Raw genomic sequence first — 20,992 nt, 5'->3', positions numbered from 1 at the left:
TCAGACCATCTCCTTGACGAGGTCGAGGGGCGTCGGCTTGTCGCCCGAGGGGCAGCCGACCTCGGTGGTCACCCGGCCGTCACTCATCACGATGATCCGGTCGGCCATGCCGATCGCCTCCTCGAGGCTGTCGGCGAGGAGGACGGTGGCGACGCCGGTCTTCGCGAGCTCGCGCATCAGCCGGTAGACCTCCGAGCGGGCGCCGATGTCGAGGCCGCGGGTCGGGTGGTCGAGCAGCAGCAGCCGGATGTCGCCGCCCACCAGCCAGCGCGCCAGCACGACCTTCTGCTGGTTGCCGCCGGAGAGCCGCTGGATCGCGGTGCCCCGGTGCGGCGTACGGATCGACAGTCGCTCGATCCAGCGGTCGACGACGTTGGCCTGCTTCTTGGGCGACACCAGCGGGCCGGAGCAGCGGGCCTTCTGCTTGGTGAGGGTCATGTTCTCGGCGACGGACATCGGCCCGACCATGCCCTCGATCTTGCGCTCGGCCGGCACGTAGCCGATGCCGGCGGCGCACGCGGCGCGGGTGTTGGACAGGTCGAGCTTCTTGCCGTCGAGCGTGACCTCGCCCGCGGTCGTCGGCTCGGCGCCGAACAGCGCGCGGCAGACGTCCTCGCGGCCGGAGCCGTGGACGCCGACGATGCCGACGATCTCGCCGGCGCGCACGTCGAGGTCGACGTCGCTGAACGTCTTGCCCGACAGGCCGCGCACCTCGAGCATCGGCCGCAGCGGCTCGTCGGGCCGCTGCGCGGCCGTGTCGTGGTAGTGGTCCTCCGACCCGGTCGACCCGATCATCATCCGGTGCAGGTCGGCCGGCACCGCGCTCGAAGCATCGACCTCACCGACCGACTGGCCGCCGCGGAGCACCGCGACCCGGTCGCACACGTCGAGCACCTCGTCGAGACGGTGGGAGACGAAGACGACCGAGGCGAACTCGCGGAGGCGGCGCACCTGGCGGAAGAGGGTCTCGATCTCCTTCGACTCGAGCACCGAGGTCGGCTCGTCGAGGATGATCACCGGCGGGTGCTGGCTGCGCTGCTCGATGCGCAGCACCTTCGCGATCTCGACCATCTGCCGCTCGGCGAAGGAGAGCGAGTCGGTGCGCGCCAGCGGGTCGATGTCGGAGCCGATCTTGTCGAGCTGCTCCTGCGCCATCCGTCGCATCGCTTCCCAGCGGTAGACGCCGCGCCGTACGCCCGGACCCTCGGAGCCGAGCACGATGTTCTCGGCGGCGGTGAGGTTGGGCACGAGCGACTGCTCCTGGAACACCATGCCGATGCCGTGGTCGGCGGCGTCGACGACGCTGCGCAGCCGCACCCGCTCGCCGCGCACGAAGATGTCGCCAGCGTCGGGCTTCACGAGGCCGACGAGCGCCTTCAGCAGGGTCGACTTCCCGGCGCCGTTCTCGCCGGCGAGGCCGAGCACCTCGTGCTGGCGCACGACCAGGTCGACGCCGTCGAGGGCCTTGACGCCCGGGTAGTGCTTGACGAGGCCCTTGACCTCCAGCGCGATGCTCACTTGACCACCTGGTTCCTGCGACGTTGTGGGAGTACGGCGGCCGCGACCGCCGCGACGACGATCAGGCCCTGGACGCCGCCCTGCCAGTAGGGGCTCACGCCGATCTGCACGAGACCGTTGGTCAGCACCATGATCACGAGCACGCCGACAGCGGAGTGCAGTACGCCGCCGCGGCCGCCGGTGAGCAGGGTGCCGCCCACGACGGCGGCCGTGATCGCCGAGAAGTCGTAGCCGTCGCCGGCCTGCACCAGGCCGGCACCGAGCTGGCTGGTCACCATGACGCCGCCGAGGCCGTAGAACGCACCGGCCAGCGTGAAGACGGCGACCTTGTAGGGGGCGACGTTGACGCCGGAGAGCGACAGCACCTCCTCGGCGCCGCCGATGGCGAAGGCGTAGCGACCGAGCCGGGTGTAGCGCTGGATCAGCCAGCCCACGAGCACGCAGGCCACGGCGATCCAGGTGAGGTAGGAGAACCCGAGGAACCGGTCGACGGCCCAGCTCTCCAGCATCCCGTCGGTGATGTTGGGCTGCACGCCGTTGAAGAGCAGCGTCGCGATGCCGAGGCCGATGGCCGACGCACCGAGCGTCGTCATGAACGACGGCACCTTCAGCAGCACCAGCGCGAGGCCGCTGAGGCAACCGAGACCGGCGGCCAGCAGGATCGCCACCAGCACGCCGATCAGCCCGAGGTCGTTGTCGTTGCGGTTGTTGGCGACCAGGAGCGCGACCGCGATGGCGGAGGCGCCCATGACGCCGGGTGCGGAGAGGTCGATCGACCCCATCATCAGCACGAACGTGATGCCGCAGGTGACGACGGCCAGGACCGCGGCGGCGTCCATGATGTTCTGAACGTTGTCGAAGGTGCGGAACTCCGAGCTCAGCACCGCGAACACCAGGAAGATCACGACCAGGGCGATCGGGGGCCCGGCGTCCCGGAGGGACAACCCCCGCCGAGGACGGGGGCGCGCCGAAGCGACGTCGACGTCCTCGGCAGGGGTGGTCATGGTCACGACAGGGGACCCACTGCGCGGTCGAAGACGTTGTCGCACTCGAAGTCGGCCGGGTCGGTCTCCGGCGTCGTGAACTCGGCGACGTTGTCCTCGGTGATCAGGAACTGCTCGGCGTAGAAGGCCCGGTGCTCCTCGTCGATCTCGTCGACGTCGATCTCGCCGATCGCGGCGCAGTAGCCGATGGCGAGGCCGACGCCGCCCTGCCAGGGGCCGTCGCTGGAGACGGTGGCGGTCATGCTGCCGTCCTGGATCGCGGTGAGCGCGTCGGGCACGGCGTCGATGCCGACGACGGCGACCTCACCCTCCCGGCCGGCCTGCTGGAGCGCCTCGAGCGCGCCGAGCGCCATGTCGTCGTTGGCCGCCCAGATGCCCTTGATGTCGTCGCCGTGCTTGGTGAGCAGGGTCTTGGTGACCTCGAGCGCCTCGGCCCGCGAGAAGTTCGCGGTCTGGTCGTCGAGCAGCGTCATGCCGGTGTTCTCGGCGAGCGACTCCTCGAGGCCGGCGAACCGGTCCTTGGCCGCCGCGGTGTCGAGCACGCCCTGGAGCGCGATGATGCCGCCCTCGCCGCCGATCGCCTCGGCCAGCGCGTCGCCGATCTGCTTGCCCGACTCCACGCCGTTGTAGGTGATGTGGCTGACCCAGTAGTCGTAGTCGGCGGGGTTCATGTCGGCCGGCTTGTTCCACTGGGTGACCAGGTAGGCCCCGGCCTCCTCGGCGCCCTCGACGATCGGCGGGGTGTCGGAGTCGCCGTTGGGCAGGATGTTCATGACCAGGCACTCGGTGTCGCCGGCGAGGCGCTGCGCGATCTGGTCCTGCTGCTTGGTGGAGTCGCCGTCGTAGGTGAGCCGCTCCTGGGTCAGCCCGACGGACTCGGCGAACGCGTCGCCGCCGTCGAGCCAGGCCGCCTCGTAGGGGTTGGACTCGTTGCGGACCTGTCCGAGCAGCTGGACGTCGGAGGGGTCGCAGCCGCCCGCCGCGTCGTCGCCCCCGGAGCCGGTGGCGCTCTCGCTGCAGGCGGTGAACGCGAGGGCCGCCAGGGACAAGCCGATCAGGGCGGAGGCGGGTCGGGTCATGCGGGTCATCATCGATCCTCGATTCTTGGTGCCAGGGGACTTCCGGCGGTGTGGGGTGATGGGTTTGTACGGCGCCCCGAGCGGCGTTGCGGGTGGTTCATCGGGCCATCCATCCGCCGTCGACGACGAGGACGTGCCCGTTGACGTAGTCGGCGGCGGCCGAGCTGAGGAACACCGCGGCGCCGGCGATGTCCTGGGGGTCGCCCCAGCGACCGGCGGGGATGCGCTCGAGGATCGACCGCGAGCGGTCGGCGTCGGCGCGCAGGGGCGCGGTGTTGTCGGTGGCGATGTAGCCGGGGGCGATGGCGTTGACCTGCACGCCGCGCGGCGCCCACTCATTGGCCAGCGCCTTGGTGACGCCCGCGACGGCGTGCTTGCTGGCGGCGTACGACGCCACCCGCAGGCCGCCCTGGAAGGACAGCAGGCTGGCGATGCTGACGATCTTGCCGTGGCCGCGCTCGACCATGGGCCGGCCGAACGCCTGGCACAGGAAGAACAGCCCGGTCAGGTTGGTGTCGACGACCCGGCTCCACGCTTCTTCGGTGACCGCGACGGCGTCCTCGCGGTCGATGATCCCGGCGTTGTTGACCAGGATGTCGACCTGGCGGTCGCGGGTCACCTCGGCGGCGACCCTTTCGACGGCGCCGAGGTCGGCCACGTCGAGGTCGACGACCTCGACGTCGCGTCCGAGCTCGCGGATCGCCTTCTCGGTCGCCGTCTGGCTGCCGGGGCGGCCCAGCAGCACGAGGTCGGCGCCCGCCTCGGCGAGGCCGATCGCCACCGCCTGCCCGAGGCCGCGACCGGCCCCGGTCACGGCCGCGCACCGGCCCGTGAGGTCGAAGGGCGACGTACGCCCTGCGCCAGGCGTGTGGGTCACAGGTCCTCCAGCGGCACGGGCGCCAGGTCGGTGTAGGCGTTGTTCTCGCCGGCCATCGCCCAGATGAAGGCGTAGGAGCCGGTGCCGGCGCCGGCGTGGATCGACCACGGCGGCGAGATCACGGCCTCGCGGTTCTTGACGACGAGGTGGCGGGTGGCGCCGGGCTTGCCGAGGAAGTGGAAGACCCGGTCGTCCTCGGCGAGGTCGACGTAGAGGTAGACCTCGGTGCGGCGGTCGTGGAGGTGCGGCGGCATCGTGTTCCAGACCGAGCCGTTGGCGATCACGGTGACGCCGAACTGAAGGTTGGCGGTCCGGAGCTTCTCGCCCCACGCGTAGCGGAAGAGCTGCCGCTCGCTGGCCCCATCGGTCGAGCCGATGTTCATGGGCTCGACGTCCGCGTGCTTGAGGGGGGTCGTCGGGAAGTCGGCGGTCGCGGGCGCGGACACGAAGTAGAACGCGGCCTCCGGGCCGGCGAACGCGACCTCCGAGCCGCGGGCGACGTACAGCCCGTCGAGGTGGCCGAGCTCGAACTTCTCGCCGTCGACGACGACGTGGCCCTCGCCGCCGACGTTGATCACGCCGAGCTCGCGGCGCTCGAGGTGCGACGTCACGCCGAGCACCTCCTCCCAGGCGGGGAGGTCGAGCTGGCCGGAGCCGGGGAGGGCGCCGCCGATGAGCATCCGGTCGTCGTGGGTGTAGGTGGCGCGGACCTCGCCCTCGTGGAAGAGGTCGTCGATGAGGAAGTCGTCGCGCAGGTCCACAGCGCGGGCGGTCTCCACGCTCGTCGGCGATGTCGAATAGCGGACCTGGATCACTGGGCGAACTCCCTCGATTTCGTGAACTGCGTTCATCTATGTGAACCAGGACCGTACACGTGACCCCCGTCACGGTCAAGAGGTTGAACGTCGTCCATATATGTGGACTCTTGGCTCGAATAGGTCACAATGTGGGCACACCACTCGCTCGACCAGAGGGACGCTGATGCCAGCAGCAGCAACGAAGACCGCGGACGGCGCCGCGGGGCCGGTCAAGTCAGCCGCGCGCGCCCTCGACCTGCTCGACGAGATCGCGGCCAACGGACCCGGCACCCAGCTCCAGCTGTCGACCCGGCTCAACATCCCGAAGAGCAGCCTGCACGCGCTGCTGCGCACGATGACGTCGCGGGGCTGGCTGCAGACCGACCCGACCGGCAGCGTCTACCAGCTCGGCATCCACTCGCTCGTCGTCAGCTCGGCCTACCTCGCCGCCGACCCCGTGCTCGCGCGCGCGGCCGGCGTCATCGAGGAGATCGCCGGCGCCACCGAGGAGACCGTCAACCTCGGCCGGCTGGCCGGATCCGACGTCATCTACACGGCGAAGCGCGAGTCCGTGCACCCGCTGCGCATGCACTCCCCCGTCGGCAGGCGGCTGCCGGCGTACTCCACGGCGCTGGGGCGGGCGATCCTCGCCGAGCACCCCGCCGACGAGCGCGCCGCGCTCGTGCCCGACCACATCGCGCCCATCACCGACCGCACGCTGACCGACCGCGACGAGGTGCTGGGAGTCATCGACCAGGCCGAGAAGCTGGGCTACGCCGCCGAGAGCGACGAGTCCTGCGTCGGCGTGCGCTGCTTCGGCGTCGCGCTGCCCTTCGCGAACCCGGTGGTCGACGGCATCAGCGTCGCCGTGCCGATCACGCGCCTCGGTGGCAACCGCGAGGACCACATCATCGAGACGCTGCTCAGCGTGAAGGCGCGGCTGCAGGCCGACCACAGCAACCGGTTCGTGCGCTGAGTCCTGGCTCCGTTAGTGCCTATCTTGGCTTCGTGACGGGCAGTGGCGGTCGACCGGCGCGGGTCAGGGACCCGCACAAGTCGGGCCCCCGGCAAGCGCCAGGGCTGACGACTGCGCCGGGACCCGTGCTCGTTCGCTCGCGCGGAGATTCGGAGACCGCTCGCGGCGGTCTAGAGCCGCGGCGGCAGCCGATGTAGGACGACGTCTCTGAGCTCACCCTTGTCGGCCGTCGCGGTCATGTAGGTGCAGTGCGGCTGGCGTCGCCGGTCGGTTGGAGAGCCGGGGTTGAGCAGCCGCAAGCCCGACGAGGTGACCGTGTCCCACGGGATGTGGCTGTGTCCGAAGACGAGCGCGTCGAGGTCGGCGTAGGCGCGGCTCATCCGCTCCTCGCGGTCCTTGGCCTGCCCGGTCTCGTGGACCACCCCTACGCGGACGCCCTCCACCTCGACTCTCGCTACCTCAGGTAGCCGGTAGCGCAGCTCGCCGTGATCGTTGTTGCCCCAGCACGCAACGAGGCGGTCGGACCGCGCCTCGAGCTCGCCGAGGAGACGTACGTCGACCCAGTCACCCGCGTGGATCACGACGTCCGCCACCTCCACCGCGCGCCACACCTCCGGCGGCAGGTCACGAGCGCGTTTCGGCACATGCGTGTCCGCCAGGAGCAGGAGTCGGGTGGCCATCAGCTCAGTCAAGCGCACGCGGGTCCGCGCATCGAAAGCGGCGGAATGATGCGATGAGGGGACAGGTCACCCAGCGACAAGGACGTACCGTCGTCGCATTCGTTGTGCCCACCCGGATAGCGTGGCTTGCTCCTCACACGCATCAAAGAAGTCCTATGGCTCCAGAAGTCCACGCTCACCGGAAGATCGTGCCCTTTGATGGCGTCTACGACCCTCCTAGCCTGCATGTCGTCAGCGCGAGCAAGCACCACAGCCATGGCGTGGTCGATGCCGCTACCGCCGCGGACACCACGACGCCGCACGGAGTCCGTCAGCATCACGGAGCGCAAGAACTGACTGCATCCATCTGCGACGAGCTGGTCGGTGGCGCCTTTCGACAGACCCAATGCAGCGAGGTGTTCTTGATACCTGCCGTAGTCGACCTTCTTGACTGAAAACGTGTCGATGTACTTCTCTTCAACGGTCAATAGGTGCGAGTCACCGGTGCCGAGGACTTGGTGAGTTGCGATGTCGAACCCGGAGCGATCGCCCCGTGTGTAGATCCATGGGTGGCGCCCACTCGGCCTCGATTCCATCCAAATGTGTGTGTGTGTCATCAGGTAGTGCCTCGAACCGATCGATGTCGACGTCGGCGAGCATGCCAAGGACAGACGCCGCTGCGTCGCGGTGACGACGGAGCTCGCCGGCGATGCTGAACGCGATGGGCTGACTCGAGAGGAGATTTCGAAAGAGGCGGTCCTGCTCCGCGAGGCCGCCCGTAGCGGCCAGTTGTTCGCAGCGAACCTTCGGGTACTCGATCGCGGCCGGCGACATGAGATTCGGGCCAGCCGTCTCGACGCGCTGCCCCTTCCACTCCTCAGCAGGGCAACTAGCGATGGTGGCGTACCGCCTTCTGGCGCCCGGATGTGTCGGTGGACCTGGTGGCCAGCCATCCAGCTCCTCAGTGCGCCAACGTGCTTGGTGGGCGCGATGCGCGGCGACAACGGCGCTGCGATCCTTCGGGGTAGCGGCGTCCTCGGCGGTCACCTTTGGCAACGTAGTCCAGGGCAGCCGACCAGTGAACCTGATTCTGGAACGCAGGGCACGCGGCGGTTTGACGCACCCGCCATCGCTCGTGCGTCAGACCCTCGGCAAACAGCGCATGGCGGCGCTCCCACGCCGTTCTACGGCGAACAGCAGGTGTCACATCGTGCGCGACAGATTCTTGATCCCTTCAGCGGCCTCGGGCGTAAGTTCGAAGATGACGTAGTCACTCGTCCCGTCGCCCCGATCGAACTCGAGTCGGAGCATCTTCGTCCGCCCCAGACTGCTCATGTGACTTACCTCCATTCGCGAAGACGTCAAGACGGGCGGTAGATCCTCGCCCATCAAGAGCGGCGCACGGGCATCCATCTGGTCGTCCCAGACCCACCGAGCGCCAGCGTCCATATTAGCCTTGTGTTCGGTGCAGACGATGGCTTCAAGACGTAGCTGGTGCTCTCCGCTGACATCGACGATCTCGGCACCTTCCGAGGTGCATCGGAGAACGTTGCAGGTAGCGGCCATACTTCGATCAAACCACGAAGGTCGTCGGGGCGGCGCGGCAACGACATGCGGGCCTCGCATTGCAGCCGTCTGCCGTTGCCGACAGGCGGCGGAAAGACGCAGCCATGAGACGTGCGAACCGACCCGTGTCGCACGACAGGAGCTCAGTACTCCCAAGCTCTGCTGACAAGAGTTCGTAGATACCCGCGCACGTCGTCTGCGACTGGAAGTCCAGAATTCTTGACCTGCCAAGCAACGACTTCTCTGCTTGCGCCGTAGCGCCAACTGATGGCCTGCACCCGATCCTGCGCTTCATCTTCGTCAGACACATCGACGAAGGCGCGTCCGGCAATTTCTCGAGGAAGGAGGAGTTCGGCGGCAAAGGCGTTGGCGCGCTTCTCGACCGATTCGTTGATCCGACCGCCAAAGACTTCGGCAGCGGGCAGTGCCGAGTTGCGATCGACAAGTAGATGGCAAATTTCATGCGCAAGGCTCGCGTTAACGCCACGGGGCCCTTGGGAATGTCGACCGACCGAGTTAATGAGAACGCCTGGCCCGTGGGACGTACCCCACGCGGCGACCGCATCGATTTGGGACGTTTGAAGGTCCACCTGACCTTGATGGATACCCATGGTTGTTAACCATGCCCGTGGGTCGAATGGCTCTTCTGGGGCGAGGCCCATGAGTGCTCTGAACGCACTCGCGTACTGGTAGCCCTCTTCGTGGGGCGTCGCCACGGAGGGAGCCACATCGTTTCCGAGGAGTCGCTCGGTCACCTCGTTGATGGGGTTCATGTCCACCAACGGGATGGATTCAAGACTGTCGAGCACGCGGTCGATCACCGATGCGGACAGGCCGGAGACCATCTTGGCAGCTGCGTACACCTCGCTACGTGGCAAATCCTCAAGTCGCGAGTCATGCAGCGAGGTCCGGTCGGCGACGCGAGTCGCAGCGGAACCAGCAAGTCCGGCAATCTGCACAAGCTCCTCAGTTCGGAGCTGCGCCCGAGCGGTCCATGAGGCGAGCGCACGCGAACCCCGTTCATCTATGTCATCAGTCTGGCTCAGCCGTTTACTGATTTCGTCGCCAAGCTGCTCGAGCGCGGCGCGAGTGCGCTCCCACGGCTCCTGGACGTGTGCGTCCGGGGTCAGAATGTGACCGATCAAGCCCTCGCGCCAGACGACCAACGATGATGACCAGGCGCCATTCAGGCCAGCAGCAAGGTCATGCACGTCCAGGAAGTCCCAAAGCGCTTCTTTCTTGTCTTCGGCGGCCTGCCCAATGAAGCGATCAAGATCGGTGCTCGTCGCGAAGTCATAAGTGACTGGAAGGCCGTCTTCGCCGAGGAGCCACTTCCACGAGAGCGCAAGCCATTCCAAAAGGTCGATCCAGTTCCATTCGAAGTCCGTGACCCAGGCGGAGTTAGGTGCAACGGTTGCCGTCAGCCGTCCCGTCGTGACGGCTGAAGCGACTTGGCCGCGGGCGGTGGGGCTGACCGAGCTGACTGCTTGGTGGAGGGGCCAGTCGAAGCGTGCGCGCAGCGCACTGCCTGTGTTCATGCTTTGCTCAGCCACTTCGACACCTCCTTCTCGCTGCCGTCCCGCTTCGCTAGTTCCATGATCGCATCGCGGACCTCCCTGCGATCCTTGAACTTCTCTCGTAGCTCAGGGAACCCGTGGTACGAGACCCCAGGATTCGTCGGAGTCGCCCGGTAGACCACGCCGTCCAGGACCGCGTAGATCCGTTCGGGATAGTCGGCTGTCCAACCTCGACGCGGGCGGTACTCGTATCCTGAGTTGAGCGCGGCTTCTGCACGCGCAACCGTCATGGAGCTAGGGCACTTGCCAACCGTTACGCCGTTGACCTCAACGAACCCGGGTTCATCACGGTCCCATTGATGCTTGCGGCGCGGTGTCTCATCCCGCTCGTACTTCCAGGTCAAGTTTGAGGGCTCCCGATTCAGGTCACAACGTCGAAGAACTGTACCGCTGCCCGCCAGCACTCCTGGCTGCGCGATCGGTCCGCGACGCGGGTCTAGGCGACTTGGAGGAAACGGATCAGCTCGCGCCAGGCCGTCCGTGGCTCCTGGTCTCGTCGCTTTGGCGTCTGGGGTCCGCGGCTGGAGAAGCTGGCCGAGCCACCCCCAGTCACTCCGACGGCCACAGGCGACTGCGTCCCGCGAGGCGGCGATGTGACGCACCTCGAACTGCCCGGTCAACGGCATGGCCGGGCGCCGCGGCGGCCGATGAGTGCGCTTTCGTGCTGGAGGATTGCGGCATGCGAGCCGTTCTAGAGGGCCTCAACCTGAAACCCGACCCCTCGACGCTTCACAACGACTCCGCGGACTTCGCGCTACCCGCTCAGATGATCGTCGGTCCTCCCGTCACACCTGGAGAGGAGTCGTTCGACATCACTGTCTGCACGCCGGAGCGGCTGGCCAAGGCGTGTAGCCAGGTGGCGGCATCCACGACGCTCGGCACCATCTCGTCGTCAACTTCGAGACGTTCGACCTTCGGGCGCGCCGTTCGTGGCTATCGGCGAGGGTACAGAAGGTCGAGGCCGAGACCTGGTCCCAGGTCAGCGAGCGACTCGGACGCTTCGCCTACTGGGAGTTCGAGGACTACCGCGCCTGACCGCACATCCGCCGTGACCAGCCGCCTCCCGGAGACGGGCGGGCGGCGAAAGCACGCTCCTACACTTGCGGCTCGGAGCCTGGCGGCCATGACGCGCCACTCTTCTAGGTAGGGAGGAGTCACGAGGTCGGCAGTTGGTCGTCCGCCAACTTCCGCCGCTTCACAACAGAAAGCTCAGGAAATCGCCGCGCGGCGGATTCGGCCAAGGGCTCGCTGAATCCGTGCACGACGAGTCGCTTTTGTGAGGCGGCGTGCTGCAGGCGTTCGCCGACGGAGGAAATGTCACTGAAGGACATAAGCCCGCCAACAAAGACGTGCACCGCATCGCAAGCCTCGAACGCCACTTCCCATCCAGGCACAAGATCGGAGCTCCGGATGGCGCATGGCTGATTAGGTCCCGCACTGCCGACGTCGATTAGACGAATCGTGGCGACGGCCCCGTTGTGGGTGTAGGCCACGGTCAAGGAGTCTCCGAGCACAGAGTGCAGGTGGAGCATTGCCTCCGCACCGCCGTCCCCACTCTCCATGGAGAGGCTATTTGGGTTGAAGTCGCATCCCACGTAGACCAAGTCGATTCGGAAGCCACGCGCACGCAGGTGAACGCCGTCGGCCCCGCCGTGTTCGACGGCATTCAGCACCAATTCGTACAGCGCCATGCGAATCGCGTCGTAAGCATCGCCAGGCCAGAGCCACTGAGCTCCGGTGTCGCTCATGAAGTCTGCGACAAACCGATGCACGATAGGTCTGTCCGTCGCGTCACCTAGCCATGCCGTATGGCGGATGAGGGCCCGCGGCTCAGGCGGCTCAGTCTGCAGTCCGCGCGCAGCGTAGGCACGCTGGCGCGCGCGACGTTTCCATCGGTGCAGGAGAGCCTCGGGGAAACGCTTCTCGTCGACGTCGATCTCGCGAGCGTGGACGTTGCACAGCCAGATGCCGTTTGCTGCGGACTTGCGTACCGCCGGATCCATCTTGCTGCGCCATCGTGCGAAACCCTCGGCTGCAGCCGATATGTGGGCTGCCTGTCCCACCTTGCCCTCGCCAACCCGAGTGTCTCCAGCAGCGTGCGTTGGTGCGAGGCAGGACGGATTCGCACACCGATAGCCAGCCTCCGCAGCTAGTTCCGCCTTCACAGCCTCGTTGAACTCTGCCGCAGCCCGCCCTCGACCTTTCTGACTTGCCACCATCTGAAGATACGACGGAACGGGACCACGTGCGCAGATCGGTCCTCAACTCACTAGGTGTCGGGGCTGCCTGACGACCGCCGCACATTCCTCGGGAGCGATTTCCGGGACCTCGGCAGGCGGCACGCGGTGGGCGCGGTAGATCATCGCTGGACGCTAATCAGCAGGATGCCGAACGAGTTCAGCCACCTTGCGTATGGAACGGAACGTTTGCAACGACCACTACTTGTGACCGCGATCGACGTAGGTCCCAGTTATCGGCCCTCGACCTCGTCTATCAGTCGGTCGGCGATTTCGCGAGCTTCCAAACTCAAGTCGCGCAACTCGCTAGCGAGCGCTCGCAGCTGCGTGCCGTCAAAGTGCTGCGCCTGCCACATTCGAGATTGCCTGTCGGGTTTGAAAGTGACAAAGGACTTGCCGTCGACGATGCCGCGGAGATCAGTCCAGTATCCGTGAACCACACGATGCCGGGCCTGGAGAGGTTGCGCGATTCGTGTCAGCAGATCGAGCGAGCGAGCGCTCCACCACTCGGCGGGCCGGGCCTTAGCCTCTGTCTCGATATGCGCTTGCACTTGGGCCAAGGGAAGGCCGTGGGTTATCTCGCGCGCAGCGTCACCGCCGCCGAGAGCGCCGTACGCGATGGACGTCAGTGCCTGCTCCAAGACCGCGCCCGGCACGACGACTCGGCCGACCTCTTCGTACAGATCGTCTAAAGAGTCCGTCATCGAACAACCGTGCTTTCCTCGGTGGTATTTTCGCGACTAGTCTCGAACATCCCGCCCCGTACGACAAAGCGCATATGGGTGCTGTGATGCATGGCAGGCTTACCTCGTGGCCCAGTACCCGCACGTGACGCTGCCCTCTGACAAGAGCGCGCGCATCTCTGTGCTGCTTCCCTGGAACCCCAACCGGCGCGGCTATGACCTGCTCGAGGACATGCTTGGTCTTAGTCGTCGGGGTGCTGTGCTGTACGACAAGCCGGTGTTCAAGGTGGCGCGCCATTACAGTGCCAAGTTGATCCAGGCACTGGCAGTGCGCTACGGCCAGGTTGAGGTCACGCAATGCGGCAACGTCACTGAGACTTGCGTTGCCCCGTGCTGGGGTGCCAAGCGCCGGACGTGGCCGGACTGCACCTGCGCCTGCCTGGGCGAGAACCACGGCAGCGGTAGCCCGCTGGACCACGTCGTCGGCGACGGCAATCTCAGCGTCCGGCACACCCCGGCCGAGCGCACGCTCTGGGTATCCGCCGGCGAAGAGTGGATCTAACTGCGGGGCCCTTCTCGCCTGGGCCGGCCACTGTCAACTGACAGAGGCGGCCGTCGGTCGTCGTGGAGGGCTCGTCCTCGGCGAGGGTGAAGCCGAGGACGGAGACGAAGAAGTCGATCGCGCGGTCCTAGTCGTCGACGATCAGCGACACCAGGTCGAGGCGCACCGTGACGAGGCGTCGCTGCCGGCGAGCTGAGCCGCCATCTCGACGATCCCGTCGAAGCGGGCGCCCATCGCGGCGGCGAGCGCCTCGGCCGCGCGCAGGGGGCGGACCATCACCCTCAGGTCGGTGATCAGGCCGCGGTCGTCGTACTCCAGGAAGTCGCAGCCGGTGAGCGACAGCTCGCCCGCCTTCGCCTCGAAGACGAGCGCGTGGCCGGCGTCGTCGTGGAGCTCGCGGACAGAGCGGAAGTCCTCGAACACCTCGATCACGTTGGCGAGGATCGCCGTCACGATCGGATTGCCCTCGCGGGGCTTGTGGGCGACCGGGCTGCGCAAGACCACGTCGGCGGCGAGAAGCGCGGTCATCGCGTCGAGGTCACGCGCCTCGACCGCAGCGTCGAAGTCGAAGCGGCCACGCCGCTGGCGCTAGGCTAAGCCGCTATTGCCAGGGCCACCAGGGGTCGGACCGCGCGGCCTCGAGCGACTCGAAGAGCTCGGTGCCGCCCGCCGTCGTCGACTGCACCGACACGAGCCGCGCGACCGACGCCGAGTTCCTGCCACTCGCCGAGGGCAGGCCGAGCACTCGGTTGAGGACGAGGTCCATGACCGGGTTGCCGCAGCCACTCGCCGCCGGGACCGCGAACGAGGTGTCGAGGAAGTCGGCGCCGAACCCGTAGATGTCACCGGTCACCGCGAAGCCGTTGTCGTCCGGGATGGCCTGGTGGTACGTCGCCGGGCCACTTGCGTTGAGCCGCAGCATCACGGGCCTCGCGTTCGAGCCGATGTAGCAGTTCGGCCCGAGCGCCGGGCTCACCAGCCGGAGCTTGATCGGGAGGTTGAGCGCCGGCCCACCGTTGATGACGCCGGAGAGCCGGAACTGCGACGGGGTGCCCGCCGGTTCGACGCGGACGCTCAGGACCTTGTCCAGGCCGACCTGGTCGGCAATGTCCAAGCAGAGCCCGTAGAGCCCGTCCCGGACGGGGAACGGACCGGAGCCTCCCAGCAGCCCGCACAACGACTGGAGCAGGAACGGCGACACCAGGCTCTCCGTGCCCGTGATCCACATGTCCGTCGAGATCGGCGTCGCGGAGGGCACGGCCGTGTTGTTGTCAGGGCTGGGCCCGAAGACGCCGAACTCCGACCTGATCGAGCCGCCCCCTCTCAGCTTGAGGTTCCCGATCTTCAGCTGGTCGAGCTGACTGCCGTAGGAGAACTGGACACACGCCGTGTAGTTGCCCGGTGGGCTCGCCAGGATCGCCGGGTGATCGACTGGGCAGTTCGCGTGGAGCGGCCAGTTGCCGTACCCCGTCGCCGCAACCTCCGCGGACGTCTCCGTTTCCGCCGCCTCCACCGTCGCCGGCCGGGCGGCCAGGCAGAGCGCCGTCACCGCGACCACGGCCGTCGCGAGGCCGGCAGCCTTGCGCGAAATCGTCCCCATGTTGCCCACCTCTGCTGACCTCAGGTTGTAGCCATCTCGTCAGCCCCCGCGAGGTGACGCTAACACGCAGAGACGTCGGCGGCCCCGGTGTTGCGGAGCAGCAGATTCCAGCGCTGACGCCGGTCTGACCGACGCCCAACCCGACCGAGTGACAGGAGGGAAGCTCGTCCGGCGCGCCCGTTCGGTCCCGGTCGCTCGAGGACCGGCGCGGCCCTACACCCGTGGCGGCAGCCGGTGGAGGACGGCGTCTCTCAGCGCACCCCTGTCGGCCCTCGCAGTCACGTAGGTGCAGTGCGGCTGGCGCCGGCGGTCGGTCGGAGAGCCCGGGGTTGAGCAGCCGCAAGCCCGTCGAAGTGACCGTGTCCCAGGGGATATGACTGTGGCCGAAGACAAGCACGTCGAGGTCGGAGTAGGCGCCGCTCATTCGCTCCTCGCGACCCTTGGCCTGTCCGGTCCCGTGCACCACCCGCACGCGGACACCCTCCACCTCGACTCGGGCGACCGCGGGTAGCCGTTCGCTCAGCTCGCCGTGGTCGTTGTTGCAGGGCAGGGACGATGGTCGGCTACCGCTTGCGCTGTTTCGGCTTCGGTTTCTTCTTGCTCTTGGACTTGTTTCGGGGGCGCCTCGGAGGCGGAGGCTTGGGCCGATCGGGATGGGAAAAGGTCGCTTCCGGGTCATGAGGGGGCAGTTCTCCGGGCTCCAACGTCTCGCAGATCTGGCGGTACTCCTTGGCGAGGGTCTCGAACCCCATCAGCGTCGGGTAGTGGTACGCGTAGAAGCGATCGGAGTACCACTGGTACAGGGGGTCAACGACCTCGGCGTATTCGTCCACGACCTTGGAAAGGCTCACCTCCGACGTCTGCTCCATGTACTGAATCGCGCCAGGTGTCCACCATGACCTGTACCGGTTGAGCATCGTTCCTGTGTCGCAATAGACGTCGAACCGCTGTTTGCCCTTGCGGAACCTGAAAGCGGCGCCCATCGTGAAGACGCCACGGTGAAGGGCGACATTTCGTGATCGGTGCACGAAGGCCACCACTGCATGCGGCTTGATCAACTCGTCGATCTTCTGCACGTATTCGGCATGCAGGTCCTCGGACTGCTCCTTAAACAGCTCTCGCATGTGGTCAGCGACCGTTACGGCCGAGGCAACGTAATTGTGCCAGTGCCGGCCCATCTCCACGAAGAACTCGCGGGTGCCGTCCTCGTCGTTCCAGGCCACCTCGTTGCCCATCATGAACAGCCGAAACCCCAGGTCATCGTGGTTGAGGGCGTCCATCGCCGACAGGAGATGGTCGGCGTTACGGACGTACCATTCGCGAGCCCGGTCCATCTCCTCCATCTGCTGCACGGCCCGTAGCGCAGGGTGCTGCTCCAGAATCGCCTCGATCTCGATCTTTCGCGCTTGCAGAACCGACTCGGCCTCGCCCGACTCCTTCTCGGTCATAGGGCAACCTTCGCAGACACGGCCCGGTCCGACCGAAGTCGCTTCTTCGCAGAGACGACGTGGCGCACTACAGATTTGTCGCCGCTTCGCATCACCATGTACGCCAGGTAGTCACGACAGCGGGATTCATGTGGAGAGAGAGGAGGACCGGATGCCCGAGCCGATCATCGGATGACTCACCCAGGCAGGATGCGCTGGGTGGGGTTGCAGGCTGCTGTGGGTCATCTCGGCATCGCCCCCTTCCGGAACTCCGGACCTGGCGGCTGATGACCTAGGAGTGGCGCGACGCACAGGAGGCGAAGGCAGCGGCGCTGGAATCGGCGAGGAAGCAGCCCGCCTCGGGCGACGACGTCGCCCCATAGGGTGTCATTGTGACTGCCTCCCCCAACGCTCTGCCGGCGTTGTTCATCGGGTCCTCGACAGAGGGGCTGATCGTCGTCCGGAACCTCCAGCGAGAGTTGGAAGATCACAACATCTGCCGGGTGGAGGCATGGAACCGGGGCATCTTCGAGCCGTCGAGTTTCACCCTCGAGGCGCTGCAGAGCGCGGCAGACCGGGCCGACTATGCCGTCCTAATTGCCACGCCAGACGATGTGACGCGCATTCGCGACGTGGAGCACCGGACGATGCGAGACAACGTCCTGTTTGAGTTCGGGCTGTTCATAGGAGCCATCGGGCGCAATCGCACGTACCTCCTCGCACCCAACGGGGCTGACCTGCGTTTCCCATCCGACCTGAGCGGCTTGACGCAACTGCGTTACAACCCGCCAGCTGACCCGCGCGATCTCCAAGCAGCTTTGAATGGGGCCGCACTCGACATCGAGAACCAGATACGTCTGCACGGATGGCGGCCGCGAACGAGCATGGCCGATGGTCAGGCCGCCTCGGTCAGAACACCCCTGGACCTGGAGATTGACATGCTCTGCGCCAACGCTCAAGCGCAGGGATGGACTGTGAGGACAAACAGCCCGACCACTCTTCGCCTGAGGAGCCCTCGTGGTCGGAACTACACGATGACCAAGACCACACCTGACTTGACGCGAGCCAATCTCCGGCACTTCGCAGCCAAGCTCCGCGCTGGCGGCCTCCGAGTCAACTACAGCGTGCGTCGCGATGTGCCGTCCTCACCACTGTAGAAGGCGTGTCCCCCCGGCAAGGGCTGTTCCTTGACGGTCCTGGCCACCGGGGGGACGGCGCTCCAACTCGGGCAACTACCGAGGGCACTACCTTCTAGGGGTGTATTGCCGCGCCTCGGCTGCGCCCGCAGATCCGCTGATCGTCAGGGCATCGCGCCCATCGGCCTCCACCTGGGAAAGCCAACCAGCTCCCTGCGGACTCGCAGCAACGCAAAGTCTATCTGCAAGCCGACTCGCTCGTCATCGATGAGCACATGGACGGACTTCGCCGCTCTACCTTGGTCTATAAAGGTCGCGCACTCCCTCGTCCTCGTCGCGATGGCGATCTTGCAGATGGACCAGGAGGCCGGCAGCCGCCTGTGGGCTACGCGCTGTCCCAAGGAGTCCGGCGCTCGTTCCAGCGTGCTCTACCCCAGTTGGATCGCATGTAGGCAGAAGACTGGCTGGACGACCATTGGGAGAGCATGACGCGGATACATGCCACTTGGCGAGCCCCGCGCGGACTCAGCCCTGGCGGAGCCCGGTGAACCATGACCTCGACCATAGGTTCGGGTAGATCTGAAACGAACGACAGCTCGTTAACCACATTGGAACCTAGCGGTCCGTACGCGAACGGCGAGGAAGATATTGAGTCGGCGACGATGCCGTGCGTCATTCTGGGCGGTTGACAGGACCCGGCCGCCCTCCAGCTACGACGACAGCAGATCCCAGAGGTTCCCCCACGGGTCGCGGAACACGCTGACCTGCCCGTACGCCTCTCTTCGGGCAGGGCGAATGACCTCGCACCCGGCGCCAGTGATCCGGTCCAAGGTCGCGTCGAAGTCGTCCACCCGCAGGAACAGCCCGACCCGGCCCGGCGAACTGCTGACCCACGGCGGCCTTCTGCTCGGTCCCGTCCGCACGAGCGAGCACGATCCCGGTCCCGCCGTCCTCCGGCCGCACGACGACCCAGCGCTTCGGGCGGCCGTCGGTGGTCGTGGAGGGCTCGTCCTCGGCGAGGGTGAAGCCGAGGACGGAGACGAAGAAGTCGACCGCGGGGTCGTAGTCGTCGACGATCAGCGACACCAGGTCGAGGCGCACGGTCAGTGCGCGTCGCTGCCCGCGAGCTGCGCGGCCATCTCGACGATCCCGTCGAAGCGGGCGCCCATCGCGGCGGCGAGCGCCTCGGCCGCGCGCAGGGGGCGGACCATGACCATCAGGTCGGTGATCAGGCCGCGGTCGTCGTACTCGAGGAAGTCGCAGCCGGTGAGCGACAGGTCGCCCACCTTCGCCTCGAAGACGAGCGCGTGGCCGGCGTCGTCGTGGAGCTCGCGGACGTAGCGGAAGTCCTCGAAGACCTCGATCACGTTGGCGAGGATCGCGGCCACGATCGGCCTGCCCTCGTAGGGCTTGTGGGCGACCGGGCTGCGGAAGACCACGTCGTCGGCGAGGAGCGCGGTCATCGCGTCGAGGTCGCGCGCCTCGACGGCGGCGCGGAAGTCGGGGGTCGGCATCGGCGCTCAGCCCAGGCCGGCGACGACGGCCTCGCCGCCGTCCCAGCTCGCCTGGAGCCGCGGACCCACCACGTCAACGGGCGCGGCGTCGAGGTCGGTCGCGATGGTGAGCGACGCGAGGTCGTCGACGGGCTCGCCGTCCAGCACCGACAGGCGGATCGACGGCTCGCGTACGGCGACCTGCTTGTCACCGTCGTAGAGCTCGAGCGACGCCTGGGTCTGCTCGCGCAGGAGGGCGCGGCGGAAGCAGCCGACCGCGACCGGGTCGGCGAGGCCGTCGTAGATCCAGCGGTCGCCGAGCTCGGAGTGCTCCATCGTCGTCACCAGGTGCGACTCGGCCCCTTCGAGCGGCGCTCCGCGATAGGTGAGTACGACGTGCCGCGTGGCGCCATCCTTCGCGACGACGAACGCCTCGATGCCGACCTCGCCGTCGGGGTCGTCGAAGCGGTAGGTGCCGAGCACGTCGACGGGACCGCCGCAGATCTGCTCGAGGATCTCGGTCTTCGTCGGCTTGATGGTCGCGGTGCTGTAGATCGTCGCCATGGGGTCAGACTGCCTCAGGTGCGAGGCGCTTCGCCATCGCCCTCTTCACGAGTCGGATCGCGGCCCGGGGCGCCACCTTGATCGCGAGGCTCATCAGCTGGGCGTCGCGGCCCACGTGGATGTGCAGCCGATCCCGCTGGATGCCGTCGACGATGATGCGCGCGGCCTTCTCCGGTGAGGTCATCGGCACCTTGGCGTCGTCCTCGCTCGCGACCGGCTGGTCGACGCCGGAGTTGGCGGTGATCTGGGTGTTGATCGCGCCCGGGAAGACGACGGACACCCGCACGCCGGTGTCGAGCAGCTCGGCGTACAGGCCCTCGGAGAGCAGCTTGACCGCCGCCTTGCTGGCGCCGTAGATCGACTGGCCGGGGAACGGGAAGAACCCGCCCATGCTGGACACGTTGACCAGGTGCGCCTCCGGCCGGCCGATGAGCCGCGGCAGGAACGCACGGCTCATCCGGAGCGTGCCGTTGAAGTTGATCTCCATGACCCGCTCGATGTCGTCGTCGGCGAGGTCGATCACGGGCACGAACGGCTGGATGATGCCGGCGTTGTTGATCAGGCCGTCGATCGCTCCGTGAGCGGCCTCGACCTCGTCGGGCAGGGCGGCGACGGCGTCGCGGTCGGTGATGTCGACGACGTGGGTCGTGAGCCGGGTGGTGTCGACGAGCTCCGCCGTACCGGCGAGACCGGCCTCGCTGCGGTCGACCGCCGCGACCCGGCCGCCGCGGGCGATGAGCTCGCGCACCAGCTCGCGCCCCATGCCGCTGCCGGCGCCCGTGACGACCCAGACCTTGCCCACCACCAACATGCGGCTCAGCCTGTCACACCGGGTCGCTCCACCTGCTCGGCCAGCCGCTGCGGCGCCTGGATGCAGAACGAGTCGGTGAGCAGCTCGGCGAGCTCGTCCCAGTCGGTGTCGTCGTCGAGGAGCATGCCGACCGAGTTGCCACCCCAGCCGTTGCGGAAGTACGGCGCGCCCATGTGCTCGAACGCGATCACCTCGTCGGGCTCGGCGCGGAACGTGATGCGGAACAGCTGGTCCTCTCCCCCGAAGACGTGCGCCACCGTCGCCGAGCCGACCCGCCAGCTGACGCCGGTCCACGGCACGTATTCGCGGCACTCGGGGAAGCGGCTCATGATCCGCCGCAGCCGCTCCACCCAGGCCAGCGGCACGTCCGGTCGATCCACCACGGCCCCGAGTGTGCCGCACACCACGGACACCCGTCCGTGCCGC

The 20,992-nt window shown here is 67.2% G+C and carries 21 protein-coding genes and 4 pseudogenes; 4 read left to right on the top strand and 21 right to left on the bottom strand.

Annotation, left to right across the window (positions count from 1 at the left end; all coding sequences use genetic code 11):
- From HNR19_RS04860 to kduI, 5 genes are all read right to left on the bottom strand, one after another.
- The gene (locus tag HNR19_RS04860) at positions 1-1,518 is read right to left on the bottom strand and encodes an ATP-binding cassette domain-containing protein (RefSeq protein ID WP_179666881.1); all 1,518 of its coding nucleotides are present in this window, start codon (positions 1,516-1,518) and stop codon (positions 1-3) included.
- Positions 1,515-2,522 (bottom strand): ABC transporter permease, encoded by a 1,008-nt coding sequence (locus HNR19_RS04855; RefSeq protein ID WP_246303475.1) that lies wholly within the window; start codon positions 2,520-2,522, stop codon positions 1,515-1,517. Before HNR19_RS04855 ends, HNR19_RS04860 begins: the two co-directional genes overlap by 4 nt.
- Positions 2,523-2,524: 2 nt before the next feature.
- Positions 2,525-3,610 carry a sugar ABC transporter substrate-binding protein gene (locus tag HNR19_RS04850; RefSeq protein ID WP_179666880.1) on the bottom strand — a complete coding sequence of 362 codons (1,086 nt, stop codon included), beginning with the start codon at positions 3,608-3,610 and terminating at the stop codon, positions 2,525-2,527.
- Positions 3,611-3,698: 88 nt separating this feature from the next.
- Positions 3,699-4,478, bottom strand: a complete 780-nt coding sequence (kduD, locus tag HNR19_RS04845) for a 2-dehydro-3-deoxy-D-gluconate 5-dehydrogenase KduD (RefSeq protein WP_179666879.1) — start codon at positions 4,476-4,478, stop codon at positions 3,699-3,701.
- Complete coding sequence (gene kduI / locus HNR19_RS04840; RefSeq protein ID WP_343047055.1) at positions 4,475-5,257, bottom strand: 5-dehydro-4-deoxy-D-glucuronate isomerase; 783 nt, start codon at positions 5,255-5,257, stop codon at positions 4,475-4,477. Before kduI ends, kduD begins: the two co-directional genes overlap by 4 nt.
- Positions 5,258-5,459: 202 nt before the next feature.
- On the opposite strand from kduI, the gene HNR19_RS04835 reads away from it, so the two are divergent.
- Positions 5,460-6,251, top strand: a complete 792-nt coding sequence (locus tag HNR19_RS04835; RefSeq protein WP_179666877.1) for an IclR family transcriptional regulator — start codon at positions 5,460-5,462, stop codon at positions 6,249-6,251.
- A gap of 170 nt (positions 6,252-6,421) precedes the next feature.
- Here HNR19_RS04835 and HNR19_RS04830 read toward each other — a convergent pair whose 3' ends face one another.
- The 5 genes and pseudogenes from HNR19_RS04830 to HNR19_RS04810 form a co-directional block, all read right to left on the bottom strand.
- Positions 6,422-6,931 carry a metallophosphoesterase family protein gene (locus HNR19_RS04830; RefSeq protein WP_179666876.1) on the bottom strand — a complete coding sequence of 170 codons (510 nt, stop codon included), beginning with the start codon at positions 6,929-6,931 and terminating at the stop codon, positions 6,422-6,424.
- Positions 6,932-6,939: 8 nt separating this feature from the next.
- Positions 6,940-7,957, bottom strand: a pseudogene (locus tag HNR19_RS23435) (hypothetical protein).
- Between the two features lie 156 nt (positions 7,958-8,113).
- Positions 8,114-8,476, bottom strand: coding sequence for a hypothetical protein (locus HNR19_RS04820; protein WP_179666874.1), 363 nt, complete (start codon positions 8,474-8,476; stop codon positions 8,114-8,116).
- Positions 8,477-8,619: 143 nt separating this feature from the next.
- A complete protein-coding gene (locus HNR19_RS23430) occupies positions 8,620-10,029 on the bottom strand; it encodes an ImmA/IrrE family metallo-endopeptidase (RefSeq protein ID WP_179666873.1) in 1,410 nt (469 codons plus the stop codon).
- Positions 10,011-10,397, bottom strand: a complete 387-nt coding sequence (locus HNR19_RS04810) for a hypothetical protein (RefSeq protein WP_179666872.1) — start codon at positions 10,395-10,397, stop codon at positions 10,011-10,013. Before HNR19_RS04810 ends, HNR19_RS23430 begins: the two co-directional genes overlap by 19 nt.
- 520 nt (positions 10,398-10,917) lie before the next feature.
- On the opposite strand from HNR19_RS04810, the gene HNR19_RS23710 reads away from it, so the two are divergent.
- Positions 10,918-11,088 carry an Imm8 family immunity protein gene (locus HNR19_RS23710; protein WP_179670089.1) on the top strand — a complete coding sequence of 57 codons (171 nt, stop codon included), beginning with the start codon at positions 10,918-10,920 and terminating at the stop codon, positions 11,086-11,088.
- Positions 11,089-11,207: 119 nt separating this feature from the next.
- Here the strand turns inward: HNR19_RS23710 and HNR19_RS04800 are convergent, their stop codons facing one another.
- Both HNR19_RS04800 and HNR19_RS04795 read right to left on the bottom strand, forming a co-directional pair.
- Complete coding sequence (locus HNR19_RS04800) at positions 11,208-12,056, bottom strand: type 1 periplasmic-binding domain-containing protein (RefSeq protein ID WP_179666871.1); 849 nt, start codon at positions 12,054-12,056, stop codon at positions 11,208-11,210.
- 467 nt (positions 12,057-12,523) lie between these two features.
- Positions 12,524-12,994 carry a hypothetical protein gene (locus tag HNR19_RS04795; protein ID WP_179666870.1) on the bottom strand — a complete coding sequence of 157 codons (471 nt, stop codon included), beginning with the start codon at positions 12,992-12,994 and terminating at the stop codon, positions 12,524-12,526.
- Between the two features lie 106 nt (positions 12,995-13,100).
- On the opposite strand from HNR19_RS04795, the gene HNR19_RS04790 reads away from it, so the two are divergent.
- Positions 13,101-13,535, top strand: coding sequence for a hypothetical protein (locus HNR19_RS04790; protein WP_179666869.1), 435 nt, complete (start codon positions 13,101-13,103; stop codon positions 13,533-13,535).
- 141 nt (positions 13,536-13,676) lie between these two features.
- On the opposite strand, the pseudogene HNR19_RS04785 reads toward HNR19_RS04790, so the two are convergent.
- The 4 genes and pseudogenes from HNR19_RS04785 to HNR19_RS04770 all read right to left on the bottom strand — a co-directional run.
- Positions 13,677-14,084: pseudogene (locus HNR19_RS04785) on the bottom strand (nuclear transport factor 2 family protein); the annotation flags it as partial.
- A gap of 52 nt (positions 14,085-14,136) precedes the next feature.
- Positions 14,137-15,135, bottom strand: a complete 999-nt coding sequence (locus tag HNR19_RS04780; protein WP_179666867.1) for a hypothetical protein — start codon at positions 15,133-15,135, stop codon at positions 14,137-14,139.
- A 376-nt stretch (positions 15,136-15,511) separates the two neighbouring features.
- Positions 15,512-15,814, bottom strand: a pseudogene (locus tag HNR19_RS04775) (hypothetical protein); the annotation flags it as partial.
- Positions 15,699-16,583 carry a hypothetical protein gene (locus HNR19_RS04770; protein WP_179666866.1) on the bottom strand — a complete coding sequence of 295 codons (885 nt, stop codon included), beginning with the start codon at positions 16,581-16,583 and terminating at the stop codon, positions 15,699-15,701. The pseudogene HNR19_RS04775 and the gene HNR19_RS04770, both read right to left, overlap by 116 nt.
- A 371-nt stretch (positions 16,584-16,954) precedes the next feature.
- Here HNR19_RS04770 and HNR19_RS04765 point away from each other — a divergent pair, with 371 nt between their 5' ends.
- The gene (locus HNR19_RS04765) at positions 16,955-17,719 is read left to right on the top strand and encodes a TIR domain-containing protein (RefSeq protein ID WP_179666865.1); all 765 of its coding nucleotides are present in this window, start codon (positions 16,955-16,957) and stop codon (positions 17,717-17,719) included.
- A gap of 689 nt (positions 17,720-18,408) precedes the next feature.
- Here HNR19_RS04765 and HNR19_RS23705 read toward each other — a convergent pair.
- The 5 genes and pseudogenes from HNR19_RS23705 to HNR19_RS04740 form a co-directional block, all read right to left on the bottom strand.
- Positions 18,409-18,784 (bottom strand): annotated as a pseudogene (locus HNR19_RS23705) (VOC family protein).
- A gap of 17 nt (positions 18,785-18,801) precedes the next feature.
- Complete coding sequence (locus tag HNR19_RS04755; protein WP_179666864.1) at positions 18,802-19,212, bottom strand: nuclear transport factor 2 family protein; 411 nt, start codon at positions 19,210-19,212, stop codon at positions 18,802-18,804.
- A gap of 6 nt (positions 19,213-19,218) precedes the next feature.
- Positions 19,219-19,755 (bottom strand): maltokinase N-terminal cap-like domain-containing protein, encoded by a 537-nt coding sequence (locus tag HNR19_RS04750; protein WP_179666863.1) that lies wholly within the window; start codon positions 19,753-19,755, stop codon positions 19,219-19,221.
- Between the two features lie 4 nt (positions 19,756-19,759).
- The gene (locus tag HNR19_RS04745) at positions 19,760-20,566 is read right to left on the bottom strand and encodes an SDR family NAD(P)-dependent oxidoreductase (RefSeq protein ID WP_179666862.1); all 807 of its coding nucleotides are present in this window, start codon (positions 20,564-20,566) and stop codon (positions 19,760-19,762) included.
- A gap of 5 nt (positions 20,567-20,571) precedes the next feature.
- Positions 20,572-20,949 (bottom strand): MmcQ/YjbR family DNA-binding protein, encoded by a 378-nt coding sequence (locus tag HNR19_RS04740; RefSeq protein ID WP_179666861.1) that lies wholly within the window; start codon positions 20,947-20,949, stop codon positions 20,572-20,574.
- Positions 20,950-20,992 lie beyond the last annotated feature (43 nt).

The organism is Nocardioides thalensis, assembly GCF_013410655.1.
In the GTDB taxonomy this organism is placed as follows: Bacteria; Actinomycetota; Actinomycetes; order Propionibacteriales; family Nocardioidaceae; genus Nocardioides; species Nocardioides thalensis.
This window is presented reverse-complemented; position numbering and strand designations above follow the sequence as displayed.